This is a genomic window from Pseudomonas sp. O230 (assembly GCF_045447035.1).
Taxonomy (GTDB): Bacteria; Pseudomonadota; Gammaproteobacteria; order Pseudomonadales; family Pseudomonadaceae; genus Aquipseudomonas.
This window is the reverse complement of sequence record NZ_JBJGXN010000011.1, coordinates 183083-195446: the sequence shown is the minus strand read 5'-3', so window position 1 is coordinate 195446 and position 12364 is coordinate 183083. Positions and strand designations below refer to the sequence as shown.

Annotated in this window: 10 protein-coding genes; 2 read left to right on the top strand and 8 right to left on the bottom strand. The window is 61.3% G+C overall.

Features of this window, described 5'->3' with window-relative positions:
- Positions 1 to 24 precede the first annotated feature (24 nt).
- The gene (locus ACI77H_RS24260; RefSeq protein WP_407014178.1) at positions 25 to 1104 is read left to right on the top strand and encodes an endonuclease/exonuclease/phosphatase family protein; all 1080 of its coding nucleotides are present in this window, start codon (positions 25 to 27) and stop codon (positions 1102 to 1104) included.
- A 124-nt stretch (positions 1105 to 1228) separates the two neighbouring features.
- Here ACI77H_RS24260 and ACI77H_RS24255 read toward each other — a convergent pair whose 3' ends face one another.
- From ACI77H_RS24255 to ACI77H_RS24235, 5 genes are all read right to left on the bottom strand, one after another.
- Positions 1229 to 2065 carry an ABC transporter ATP-binding protein gene (locus ACI77H_RS24255; RefSeq protein WP_407014177.1) on the bottom strand — a complete coding sequence of 279 codons (837 nt, stop codon included), beginning with the start codon at positions 2063 to 2065 and terminating at the stop codon, positions 1229 to 1231.
- The gene (locus ACI77H_RS24250) at positions 2053 to 2856 is read right to left on the bottom strand and encodes an ABC transporter permease (protein ID WP_192410829.1); all 804 of its coding nucleotides are present in this window, start codon (positions 2854 to 2856) and stop codon (positions 2053 to 2055) included. Before ACI77H_RS24250 ends, ACI77H_RS24255 begins: the two co-directional genes overlap by 13 nt.
- Before the next feature lie 9 nt (positions 2857 to 2865).
- Positions 2866 to 3852, bottom strand: coding sequence for an ABC transporter substrate-binding protein (locus ACI77H_RS24245; protein WP_407014176.1), 987 nt, complete (start codon positions 3850 to 3852; stop codon positions 2866 to 2868).
- A gap of 399 nt (positions 3853 to 4251) precedes the next feature.
- Complete coding sequence (locus ACI77H_RS24240; RefSeq protein ID WP_407014175.1) at positions 4252 to 5622, bottom strand: aspartate aminotransferase family protein; 1371 nt, start codon at positions 5620 to 5622, stop codon at positions 4252 to 4254.
- 31 nt (positions 5623 to 5653) lie between these two features.
- Positions 5654 to 7147, bottom strand: a complete 1494-nt coding sequence (locus ACI77H_RS24235) for an aldehyde dehydrogenase (protein WP_407014174.1) — start codon at positions 7145 to 7147, stop codon at positions 5654 to 5656.
- A gap of 226 nt (positions 7148 to 7373) precedes the next feature.
- On the opposite strand from ACI77H_RS24235, the gene ACI77H_RS24230 reads away from it, so the two are divergent.
- On the top strand, positions 7374 to 8303 hold the full coding sequence (locus ACI77H_RS24230) for a LysR substrate-binding domain-containing protein (protein ID WP_407014304.1): 930 nt from the start codon (positions 7374 to 7376) through the stop codon (positions 8301 to 8303).
- Between the two features lie 81 nt (positions 8304 to 8384).
- On the opposite strand, the gene ACI77H_RS24225 is transcribed toward ACI77H_RS24230, so the two are convergent.
- The 3 genes from ACI77H_RS24225 to hrpB form a co-directional block, all read right to left on the bottom strand.
- Positions 8385 to 8768 carry a MerR family transcriptional regulator gene (locus ACI77H_RS24225; RefSeq protein ID WP_407014173.1) on the bottom strand — a complete coding sequence of 128 codons (384 nt, stop codon included), beginning with the start codon at positions 8766 to 8768 and terminating at the stop codon, positions 8385 to 8387.
- Between the two features lie 158 nt (positions 8769 to 8926).
- On the bottom strand, positions 8927 to 9505 hold the full coding sequence (locus ACI77H_RS24220) for an NAD(P)H-dependent oxidoreductase (protein ID WP_407014172.1): 579 nt from the start codon (positions 9503 to 9505) through the stop codon (positions 8927 to 8929).
- A gap of 170 nt (positions 9506 to 9675) precedes the next feature.
- Positions 9676 to 12195, bottom strand: a complete 2520-nt coding sequence (hrpB, locus tag ACI77H_RS24215) for an ATP-dependent helicase HrpB (RefSeq protein ID WP_407014171.1) — start codon at positions 12193 to 12195, stop codon at positions 9676 to 9678.
- Positions 12196 to 12364 lie beyond the last annotated feature (169 nt).

Genomic DNA, 12364 nt, shown 5'->3' with positions numbered 1-12364 from the left:
TTTTGTAACGCTATAAGCCGAGCCATGACCCGTCTACTGCGCTACACCCTGCTGGGCCTGGTGATTGCCATCGGCCTGATTACCCTGCTGATCTACAGCCTGACCTGGCGCCCCGACGCCAAGGAAGTTCTGCCCGTCAGCTGCAATGCTCAAGCACCGACACTGGTGCCCGGCCAGGCCTTGAAAGTGATGACCTGGAACGTTCAGTACCTGGCGGGCAAGCGCTACGTGTTCTGGAATGACCTGGCCGCCGGCAGCGATGAAAAACCGACGCCTGAAGACATGGCCTTCAGCCTTGATGAAGTGGCGCGGGTCATTCGCGACGAACAACCGGACATCGTGTTGTTGCAAGAACTCGATGACGGCGCCAAGGCCAGCGAATACCAGAACCAGTTCAAACTGCTCCAGGAACGCCTCGCCGACCTCTATCCGTGCAGCGCTCATGCCTTCGACTGGAAAGCCGACTTCGTGCCGCAACCGCATATCTTTGGCAGTGTCGGTCGACAACTGGCAACCCTCAGCCGCTACCAGATCGATCACGCCGAACGCCTGCAATTGCCGGTCGCGCCGGCCAACCTCATCAGCCGCCAGTTCCAACCGAAAAATGCGTTGCTGGTCACTTACCTGCCCTTGAGTGACGGCGGTCAGATAGCGGTGCTTAACACCCATCTGGACCGCGCAACCCAACCTGATGAAACGCTGCAGACCCAAGTGACGGCGGTGGCCAAAGTCCTCGACAAATACGAAAGCCGTGGCACGCCGTGGCTGATCGGCGGCGACTTCAACCTGTTGCCGCTGGGGCAATATCGACGCTTGCCCACCGAACAACGCACGCCCTACTCCGCCGACAGTGCGTTGCACCTGTTGTGGGACAAGTACCCGATGATCCCGACCAACAATGAAGCCAGTGGCATCGATCGGGCGCGCTGGTTGACGCATTACCCGAATGACCCGGGGCTGAACGGCCCGGACCGGACCGTCGATTACCTGTTCTACAGTCCGCGGATCAAGCGGGTCGAAGCGACGGTGCGACAGGACGACACCTTGCGCATCTCCGATCACTTGCCGGTAATTGCACGGTTTCTCCTGCCGGCTGCGCCCTAATCCCTGCTAAACGCAAAACCTGTAGGAGCTGGCTTGCCAGCGATAGCGGTGGGTCAGTCAACGAAGAGGTTGGATGTGACGGCCTCATCGCCAGCAAGCTGGCTCCTACAGGGGATCGCTCGGCTCAATGCACCTCCTCCAGGTCGTCATGCAATAGCCCGAAAATATCGCGCTTCATCTCGATGAACGAGCGCTCCATGACCATGTCCAGGGTCCGTGGGCGTTCGATCGGCACGTCCAGAATCTGCTTGATCCGCCCAGGCCTGGCGCCCATCACGTAAACCCGATCGCCCAGCAGAATCGCCTCGTCGATATCGTGGGTCACGAACAGCACGGTCTTCTTGCTGTTGCCCCAAACGCGCAACAGCAGCTGCTGCATTTGCAGGCGCGTCTGGCTGTCGAGGGCGCCGAAGGGTTCGTCCATCAGCAGGATTTGCGGATCGTTGGCCAACGCCCGGGCAATCGCCACCCGCTGCATCATGCCGCCGGACAGCTGCTTGGCGTAGTTGTCGGCAAAACCGGTGAGGCCGACTTCATTGACGTAGTAATCGACGATCTCCTTGCGCTGCGCCGCCGCCATGCCGCGACGCTTGAGGCCGAACTCGACGTTCTGGCGCACGGTCAGCCACGGGAACAGCGTGTAGCTCTGGAACACCATGCCGCGATCCGCCCCGGGGCCCTGCACTTGCTGACCGCCGACGTAGATCTCGCCTTCCGTCGGCTCGTTCAAGCCGGCAGTGAGGTACAGCAAACTCGACTTGCCGCACCCCGACGGCCCGACCAGCACGGCGAATTGCTGATCCGGGACGTCGAACGAAACCTGATCCAGTGCGGTGAACACGCCGCCGTCAGGCTTTTGGTAACGCAGGCTGACCTTATCCACTTGCAGGCGTGGCGCAGCAGGCGCCGGGGCGGCCATCGGGGTGACGAAACGCGGGTTGACGGCGGTTACTGAGCCCATGCGGCAATCCTCAGACGAAGGAAACGGAACAGTTGATCGGTGACCAGGCCCAGCAGGCCAATGATCGCGATGGCGAGGAAAATCACATCCACCTGAAAACCGCGCATGGCTTTGAGGCTCAGGTAACCCAGACCACTGGAAGCGGCGACCAGCTCGGCGACCACCAGGTAAGTCCAGGCCCAGCCCATGGTCACGCGCAAGGTGTCGAGCACACCGGGCAACGACGCCGGAGCGATCACATGCAGCACCGCATCGCGGCGGTTCGATCCAAGGGTGTACGAGGCGTTGATCAAGTCCTTGGAGATGCCTTTGGACACGTCCGCGATCATCACCAGTTGCTGGAAAAACACGCCGAAGATGATCACCGAAACGCGCTGTTCCAGACCGATGCCGATCCACAAAATGAACAGCGGCACGAACGAGGTCACCGGCAGGTAGCGAATGAAATTCACCATCGGTTCGAGGAACGCCTGAACGATGCGAAAGCTGCCCATCAGCAACCCCAGCGGCACCGCCACCAGCGACGACACAATGAAGCCGACCATCACCACTTCAAGACTGGCCCATACGTGCTGGCCGAGCGTGCCGTCGCGGCTCAGGCGCACAGCGGCTTCGACCACCGCGCCCGGTGTCGGCAGGAACATGCCCGGCACCACGCCGCCGTAAGACAACCCGGCCCACAGGCCGACCAATAGCACCCACGCCAGACCGCTCGCGCTCCAGATCACCGACACCGGCAGGCCTGTCTTGGGCGTGATGCAGCGGCTCAGCCATGAATTGCGCTTGAACATGCGAACCTCCTAGAGCGGGGTGACGAAGCGGTTGTCGATCAGGTCGTCATTGCTGACGTTGTAAGGCTTGCCCTGCAATTCACTGGCGGTTTCGTTGGCCAGTTTGATCAGCGGTTCGCTGTCGCCAGGATTGCCCGGCGAGCCCAGGAGTTTTTCGCTCATGGCCTGATCGTAGAAACGCACGCCTTGCGCGGCGGCTTCCAGCTCCTTCGGATCGGCGAGGTAACCGCCGACGCCCTTGGCCATGATTTTGTAGGCGTCCTTCGGATGGTCCTTGGTGTACTGCACCGCTTTGTACAGACCGGCGACCAACGCCTTGACGTCTTCCGGCTGCTTCTCGATGACCGTGCAGTTGAGCGCGACCACATCGACAATCACCCCCGGCGTACTGCTGCTGTCGATCAGCACCTTGCCTTGTTGCTTGCTGCGCACCATCGACAGATGCGGTTCCCAGGTTACGGCGGCGGGCACGCGACCGGCGATGAACGCGGTGGCGGCATCGTCGGCCGTCATGTTTTGCACGGTGATGTCGCTCATGCTCATGCCGTGCTTTTTCAGCAAGTACGAGAGCCAGAACTGCGAGGTGGAACCTTCGTTGACCGCCACCGCTTTGCCTTTCAGCTCCTGCAGACTCTTGACGTCCTTGCCCACGAGAACACCGTCGCCACCGTGGCTGTCATCGAGTGCGGCTACCGCTTTGAAGCAGAATTGCGGACGGTATTTCAGCACTTCATCGATGGTCGACGCCGAGCCGGACAATTCGCCCGAGGCTTGCGCGGCCATGTACATCGAGGCTTCTTCGACGACGGGCAATTCGACGGTCAGACCGTTTTCCTTGAAGTAGCCCAGGTCCTGGGCGAGGTAGAGCGTGCCGTAACCGACCCAAGTGGTGTGGCCGATGGAGAGGGTGCCGGCCTGGGCGCTGGTAGCGACCGTCGCGGCGATGGCGGTGACCGCCAGTGGATGAGCGACGCGGGTAAGCAAGGACTTGATCATGGAGCACTCCCAAAGCTGTTGATTTAGTTTTGTCATGGGCAGTACGGCCAGCAGCGTTTGGAGAAGAGCTGCCACGGGTGGCCTCTGATGGACCTTGTTGTGGGCAGCGTTCGGCTGACTGGCAAGGTCGATGTTGGCCCAAGGCCGGGAGAAGGAAAATCAGGAAATATGTCGTTGGGAGTGATGAAAAAACTGGGTAGCGTGCGCGGTAAAAGGGCGGGGTTGGCGGGGGTGCACGGGGTGGGTGCAAAAGCTGAGAGGTGTGTTGAATTGACTATCGCATTCGCGAGCAAGCCCGCTCCCACATTGGATCCAGGTCGGTCACAAAAATTGTGTACGACACCGATCAAGTGTGGGAGCGGGCTTGCTCGCGAAGAGGCCTGAAAGAGCGCTACAAGATTAAAGCCGACCGTATTCCTGCGCCGTACGATCCACCGCTTTCAGGGTCTTGCCAACCAACTCATCAACCTCTTCCCGACGGGCAATCAACGCCGGCGCCATGATCATCCGCCCCAGCGTCGAGCGAATGATCACCCCTTCTTCAAAGCCAATCGTGCGGCAGCGCCAGGCAATATCATTTTCGTTGGCGAAGCGCTTGCGGCTGGTTTTGTCCTCGGCCAACTGCAACGCCGCTACCATGCCGACACCCTGAATATCCCCCACCAACGGGTGGCTGCCGAACACTTCGCGCAAGCACTGTTGCAGGTATGGGCCGATGTCATCCTTGACCCGCGTCACCACGCCTTCATCGCGCAACGCTTTGAGGTTGGCAATGGCCACCGCTGCCGCCACCGGGTGCCCGGAATAGGTCAAGCCGTGGGCAAACACCCCGCCCTGCTCCACCAATACCTGGGCCATTTTCTTCGACAAAATCAGCCCGCCCATGGGGATGTAACCGGAGGTCAAACCCTTGGCGATCGACAGCGTGTCCGGCTCGAAACCGAAGTGCTCGTGGGCAAACCATTCGCCGGTGCGACCGAAGCCGCCGATCACTTCGTCAGCGCACAACAGCACGTCGTACTTGCGGCAGATCCGCTGAATTTCCGGCCAGTAGCTTTCCGGCGGAAAGATCATTCCGCCCGCACCCTGGAACGGTTCGGCGATAAACCCGGCGACCTTGTCTGCGCCCAGTTCGAGAATCTTCGCTTCCAGTTGCTGCGCCGCCCGCAGGCCAAATTCAGCCGGGGTCAGGTTGCCTTCGTGGGCGAAGAAGTACGGTTCGTCGATGTGCTCGATGTCCGGCAGCATGCCGCCCATTTCATGCATGAACTTCATGCCACCAAGCGCCGTCGCCGCCAGGGTCGAACCGTGGTAACCGTTCCAGCGACCGATCATGACTTTCTTCTCGGGCTTGCCGAGGATCGTCCAGTAACGGCGCACGGTGCGGATCAGCACCTCGTTGGCTTCGGAGCCGGAGTTGGTGTAGATCGCGTGGCTGTAGTGCCCCGGCAGCAGACTGAACAGCAACTCCGACAGCTCGATCACTTGCGGGTGGGTGGTGTGGAAAAACATGTTGTAGTACGGCAGCTGTTCAAGCTGACGGGTCGCTGCAGCCGCGAGATCCTTGCGCCCGTAACCGAGGTTGGTGCACCACAGCCCGGACATGCCGTCGAGGTAACGCCGACCATCGTTGTCCCACAGGTGCAGGCGCTCGCCACGGACCATCACCCGTGGTCCTTCATCGTTGAGCGCTTTCTGATCGACGAATGCGTGAATGTGGTGCGCAGCGTCGGCGGCCTGGTAGTCGCGGGTTTCACGTGGTGTGGTCATCGCCAGTTCTCCGTTTTGTTGTAAGCGGCTGTTATGAGCGCAGCTGAAACCAGGTGGTCTTCAACTGGGTGTATTTATCGAATGAGTGCAGCGACAGGTCACGGCCGAAACCGGACTGCTTGCCGCCGCCGAACGGCACGGTCACGTCGAGCGCATCGACGCTGTTGACCGACACCGTGCCCGCGCGCAATTGCCGCGCCACGCGGTGGGCGCGATTGAGGTCGTCGGTCCACAGCGACGCAGCCAGTCCGTAGACGCTGTCGTTGGCCAGTAGCAAAGCGTGTGCCTCATCATCAAACGCCGTGACGGCCAGCACCGGGCCGAACACTTCGTCGCGAAACAGCGGCATGTCCGGGCTCACGCCGGTAAAAATCGTCGGTTGAATGAAATTGTCGGAGCCGTTGAAAATCGACTGCCGACCGCCACACACCTTGCTCGCGCCCTGGCGTTCGGCTTGCTCGATGAACTTCATGATGCGTGCGGTCTGGCGGCTGTCGACAATCGCCCCGGCGCTGCTCGACGGGTCCAGCGGATCGCCCGGCAACCAGCGTTCGGCCTGCACCTTGAGGCGCTCGACGAACTCGTCATGGATCGAACGCTGCACCAGCAACCGCGAGTTGGCCGAGCACACTTCGCCCTGATTGAAGAAGATGCCGAACGCGGCTTTCTCGGCGGCCAGATCCAGGTCCTGACAATCGGCGAATACCAGGTTGGCGCTCTTGCCACCGCATTCCAGCCATACCTGTTTCAGGTTCGATTGCGCGGAATACTGCATGAAATATTTGCCGACTTCGGTGGAGCCGGTGAACACCAGGCAATCAACGTCCGGGTGTAAACCGAGGGCTTTGCCGGTTTGCTCGCCAAGGCCCGGCAGCACGTTCAGCACGCCGGCGGGAAGTCCGGCCTCCAGCGCCAGTTCGGCCAGACGCAGGGCAGAGAACGGTGATTGCTCGGCGGGTTTGAGGATCACCGAATTGCCTGCGGCCAGCGCTGGCGCGAGTTTCCACGCGGCCATGTCCAGCGGGAAGTTCCAAGGCACCACGGCGGCGACCACGCCCAATGCTTCGCGGGTGATGGTTGCCAAGACGTTTTGTGCGCTCGGGGCGATCTGGTCGTAGAGCTTGTCGAGGCTTTCGGCGTACCAGCGAAATACCCCGGCGGCGCCCGGCACGTCGATGTTGTAGGCGTCCATCACCGGTTTGCCCATGTTCAGCGAATCGAGCAGTGCCAGTTCTTCGCGGTGGCTCATGATCAGATCGGCCAGGCGCAGCAGCACGTGCTTGCGTTCGCTTGGCGAACGCGCCGACCAGGTGCCGGCCTCAAACACCTGCCGTGCATTTTTTACGGCGGCGGTCACCTCTTCCTCGCCGCACGCGGTCACGTTGGCCAGGCGCTGGCCGGTGGCCGGGTTGATCGCAGCGAAGGTCTGCCCCGACTGCGCCGAACGGGGTTGACCATCGATCAGGGCGTGGTCAGGAAACGTCAGCGCGGCGGCTTTGTTTTGCCAGTAGGTAAGCTCGAACACGTTCAGATGCTCCAAGGGCTTTTCTTGTGAATTGGATGGTGGCCCAGGCCCGTGTCGAGGAAAAATAGTAAAAATGTCTTCGCAGACCATGAAAAAACTGGGCAGCCCATCTCCACCGTTGCGCGGTATGTGGTTATTGTTCAGGCACAACGACACCGTCGTCAGAACGGATGCAGTCGGCGCAAAAATTGCGTGGATGTCGAGTCCATCCAACCCGAGGTTTGCCGTGGCTGCCTACAACCTGCGTCAATTGAAATACTTCATCACCACCGTCGAATGCGGCAGCGTCGCCGAGGCGTCGCGCAAGCTGTACATCGCGCAGCCGGCGATCTCCACGGCGATCAAAGGCCTGGAAGACAGCTTCGGCGTGCAACTGCTGATCCGTCATCACGCGCAAGGCGTGTCCCTGACCCCCAGCGGTGCGCGCTTCTACCGCAAGGCCCAGGAACTGTTGCGCATGGCCAAGGAGTTCGAACAGAACGCCCTGGCCGACAACGACGTGGTGGCCGGGCAAATCGACATCGGCTGCTTCGAAACCGTCGCCCCGCTGTACCTGCCGCAATTGATTGCCGGGTTCTCGGCGCTGTACCCGGGGGTAAAAATCCGCATCCGCGACGGCGAGCAGCAGGAGCTGGTGCAAGGCCTGACTTCGGGCACCTTCGACCTGGCGATCCTCTATGAACACGATCTCGACGCCACCATCGAAACCGAACCGTTGATGCCGGCGCAACGGCCTTACGCGCTGCTACCGGCGGATCATCGTTTTGCCCAACTCAAGCAAGTGTCCCTGCGCGACCTGTGCCTGGAACCGATGATTCTGCTGGACGTGCAACCGAGCCGAACCTACTTCGTCAGCCTCTTTGAAGAACTGGGCCTGTCGCCGAACATTGCCTTCAGCTCACCGTCGATCGAGATGGTTCGGGGCATGGTCGGCCAAGGGTTTGGCTTCTCGATCCTGGTCACGCGCCCGCACTCGGAATGCACCTACGACGGGCAGAAAGTGGTGTGCGTGGACATCGTCGAAGACGTCACCGGCTCAGGATTGGTGGCGGCGTGGCTCAAACGCGGGCAACTGACCAAACCAGCGCAGTTGTTTGCCGATTATTGTCGAGAGCAGCTGACCGCTAAATCTCAAGGTTCACACCTGCCCTTGTAGGGGCGCGCTTGCTCACGATGGACTTGAAGGCGGCGCTTGTTTCCCCTCAGTCGTGCTTCGATAACACCCCCGTAAGGTCGCTCAAGCGGTTTTGCCAAGGTGTTCAAACTGGCACGGGGATTGGGCGTCCTTCAGGCTGGCTTCAAACGCCTCAAGCCCGGCGTAAACCTGCTGCAACCCTTCGATCCGGGTCATCAACTCCGCTTTCTTGTCGGCAATTGCCTTGCTCGCCAAGTCCCAGGGCAGCTCCTGGCCCCGGTGACCCTGGAGGATCGCCTGCATTTCCTTAAGCTTGAAGCCCAGTTGCTGGGCGCATTTGATGAACCTAAGCAGTTCAACGCTCTGCTGGCTATAGACACGATATTTGCCTTCGCGCTGGGGCGGCGGCAGCAAGCCAATGTCTTCATAGTGGCGGATGCTTTTGATCGTCGTACCCGACAACCGGGCCGCTTTGCCGATATACATGAAAAGTCCTTTTTATGCCGGGAACGGGGCGCTCGCTCGCGCGGCGGCATCTTTACATAGGCATGCGAACGCGGGAACCCGAGGACATCAAATGGCGGGGGCAGGCAGTCATGAAGCGGGCATCGCCCATTGCAAGGCGATGCTGCACAACGGGCGTATCAGTGGCTGGCGATGTCCCGGGCTTGCTTGAGCCAGGCATCCCGCTGTTTGGACCTGGAACCGAGCAACGGGCCAAACGTCAGGGTCTTCAATGGCTTGATGCCACAGAACGCCAGCGTGGTCGTGCGCATCTGGTGCAGGCCAGGCATGCGATAGACCCATTTGTAATACCACGGTGGAGTGTCCATCGTGACCAGCAGGTGAGCGGTCCGTCCTTTCAAGAGCTTGTCGGGAAAGGCTTTGCCTTCGCGGTATTTGAAGGCAAAGCCGGGCAAGAACGTCCGGTCGAAAAAACCTTTCATCAAGGCCGGAATGCCGCCCCACCAGATCGGATAGACAAAGGCCAGGTGCTCAGCCCAGGTGATATCGGCCTGGGCCTTGAGCAGATCGGGCTCCAGTGGCTGAATCTGTTTATAGCCTTCGTGCAGCACCGGATCGAAGCGCAGCGCCTCCAGCCGTAACAGACGCACATCATGCCCGGCACTTTTGGCCGCCTCGACATACGCCTCGGTCAACGCACCACAAAAACTGTCGGTTGACGGGTGCCCCAGAATTACCAGTACTCGCTTGCTCATCATCACGACATCCTGAACGTCGAGCTTTCAGGGTAGGGTGTGCCCGTAACGGGAGAGTCAATGGGTGATTCAACCGGGCTTGCGAATAATCTGGCCTTTATACGAGCGGACCAAGAATCAGACCGCCCTGGACTGGGTACTGATATAGCGCACGGCGTGGCGGAGCACGGCCGCTAAACCTTGCGCGGTTTGATCCGCGCCGTGGCCTCAGCCACCAGCGGATCGTCCGGCCAGTAATGCTTCGGATACCGCCCCTTCAAATCCTTCTTCACCTCGGCATACGTGCTGCGCCAGAAGTTCGCCAGATCCTGCGTCACCTGCACCGGCCGCCGCGCCGGGGACAGCAGATGCAGCTTCACCACCTGCCGACCACCGGCGATGCGCGGGGTTTCGGCCAGGCCGAACAGCTCCTGCAAACGCACCGCCAGAATCGGCGGTTGCTCACTGTAATCGAGGCGAATTGACGAACCCGACGGCACGCTCAAATGATGCGGTGCCAACTCATCCAGCCGCTGCGGCAACGGCCACGGCAGCAGGTTATGAACGATGCTAGACAGGTCCAGATTGGCGAAGTGACTGAGCCGAGAGACCTTTCCCAGATACGGCATCAGCCAGTGTTCAAGACTTTTGAGCAACGCAGCATCACTGACATCCGGCCACTCGCTCTCACGCTTGCTACCCAGATCCAACTGCCGCAACAACGCCACCCGCGCCTGCCACTGACGCAACTCCGGGGTCCACGGCAACAGCTCCAGCCCCTTGCGCCGCACCAGATTCACCAGCGCCTGACTGCGCGCGGTTTCATCGAGCCCGGTCAAGGGTTCACGGCTGAGGATCAACTCCCCGACCTTGCGCTGACGCTCGGCGCGCAACACGCCTTCGCGCTCATCCCAATCCAGTTGATCGACCACCCGCACTTGCTCGGCCAACACCGAATCGAATAACGCCGGATCAAAATCCGCCGCCAGATAAATCCGCTCCTCACGCTGGCCCTGACGACTGCCGAGATCGGCGATCACCAGCCACGACTGCTTCATCAAACTGTCAGCCTCGGCGAACAACGCCGCACGACCGTTGGCCAGGCGATATTCCGCGCCGCCCGCTCGACGTTGCTGCGCCACACGGTCGGGATAGGCCAGCGCCAACAAGGCGCCGAGCCAGCGCGGATGCTCCGGATCGCTGACCGGCTCCGACGCCTTGCCACGCAGATAACCACGATACTGCCGCGCCAGTTGCCGGGCCCGTTGCACGCCGCCCTGAGCACCGCGCGCGGCACGTTCCTCACCGGACAACAGCACCAATCGACTGTGCAGATCGGCGCCGGCACCCCGCAAGATATCCCGCTCGCCGAGCAATGCCGCGACATCGCACGCCATGTCCGCCAAGCCAAGTGCTTGCCCGCGCAACAGTAAATGAGCGATGCGCGGATGCGCCGGCAGTTCGGCCATGGCCTGACCGTGGCGGGTCAGCACTTCACCGTCCAATGCGCCCAGGCGATCGAGCAAGTCCTGAGCCTGGGCATAAGCGGCAGCGGGTGGTACGTCGAGCCACACCAATTGGCCCGGCGTCACACCCCAGCGACCGAGTTGCAACGCCAACCCCGCAAGGTCCGCCGATAAAATTTCCGCACTGGCGTACGCCGCCAGTTGCTCGTGTTGATCCTGCGACCACAAGCGATAACACACGCCCGGCTCCAGCCGCCCTGCTCGACCAGCGCGCTGAGTGGCGCTGGCGCGGGAGATCCGTTGCGTGTCGAGGCGGGTCATGCCGCTGCCCGGATCGAAACGTGGCACCCGCGCCAGCCCGGCATCGATCACCACGCGCACGCCGTCGATGGTCAGGCTGGTCTCGGCGATGTTGGTCGCCAGCACCACTTTGCGAAAGCCTGCCGGTGCCGGATCAATCGCGGCGCGTTGCGCGGCGAGGTCCAGTTCACCGTGCAGCGGGCAGAGTAAAACCGGCGAGCTTTCGCCCAGCGCATCGGCCAGTTGTTGATGCACGCGGCGGATTTCCGCTTGCCCCGGCAGAAATACCAAGAGGCTGCCGGTTTCATCGTTCAAGGCTTCAAGGATGGTCTGCACCAGACGCGGCTCGATGAATTCACCGGGCTGGAACGGTCGGCCCCAGCGCATTGCCACCGGGTACATGCGGCCTTCGCTGCGCAGGATCGGCGCGTCATCGAGCAACCCGGCCAGGCGTTCGCCTTCGAGCGTTGCCGACATCAGCAGGATTTTCAGCGGCTGATCGTCGCGGAACAGCTCCCGGCCATTCAGACTCAGGGCCAGCGCCAGATCGGCGTCGAGACTGCGCTCATGGAATTCGTCGAAGATCAACAAACCCACGCCTTCCAGCGCCGGGTCGTCCTGCAGGCGGCGGGTGAGGATGCCTTCGGTGACCACTTCAATGCGCGTCTTGGGGCCGACTTTGCTGTCCAGCCGAATGCGATAGCCGACGGTTTCACCGACCTTTTCGCCCAGCTCGCTGGCCAGACGCTCCGCTGCCGCACGCGCCGCCAACCGGCGCGGTTCGAGCATCAGAATGGTCTGCCCGGCCAGCCACGGCTCGTGGAGCAGGGCCAAGGGCACCCGGGTGGTTTTACCGGCGCCGGGCGGTGCTTCGAGCACGGCTTCGTGGCGTGTAGCCAAGGCTTCACGCAGGGCGGGTAAAACTTCATCAATCGGCAAAGAAATCATGCTGGCTCCCCAGGGCGTGCCCACAGTAAATTGCGAGTCGCGTTGAAGCTGTGGGCGTGCCAGGCAAGGCGCGGGACGCAGGTAAGGGTCGTTTCCTTACCAAGTTCCGCAACGCAGCATGGCACGTCCACAGCTTCAGCCCGGAGGGCCGAACCCCGAACAAATTCAT

Bases quoted from the DNA above. Each gene is read 5' to 3' on its own strand.
- ACI77H_RS24250 (WP_192410829.1), bottom strand. From the start codon at position 2,856: ATGTTCAAGCGCAATTCATGGCTGAGCCGCTGCATCACGCCCAAGACA.
- ACI77H_RS24245 (WP_407014176.1), bottom strand. From the start codon at position 3,852: ATGATCAAGTCCTTGCTTACCCGCGTCGCTCATCCACTGGCGGTCACC.
- ACI77H_RS24220 (WP_407014172.1), bottom strand. From the start codon at position 9,505: ATGATGAGCAAGCGAGTACTGGTAATTCTGGGGCACCCGTCAACCGAC.
- ACI77H_RS24225 (WP_407014173.1), bottom strand. From the start codon at position 8,768: ATGTATATCGGCAAAGCGGCCCGGTTGTCGGGTACGACGATCAAAAGC.
- ACI77H_RS24240 (WP_407014175.1), bottom strand. From the start codon at position 5,622: ATGACCACACCACGTGAAACCCGCGACTACCAGGCCGCCGACGCTGCG.
- ACI77H_RS24255 (WP_407014177.1), bottom strand. From the start codon at position 2,065: ATGGGCTCAGTAACCGCCGTCAACCCGCGTTTCGTCACCCCGATGGCC.
- hrpB (WP_407014171.1), bottom strand. From the start codon at position 12,195: ATGATTTCTTTGCCGATTGATGAAGTTTTACCCGCCCTGCGTGAAGCC.
- ACI77H_RS24260 (WP_407014178.1), top strand. From the start codon at position 25: ATGACCCGTCTACTGCGCTACACCCTGCTGGGCCTGGTGATTGCCATC.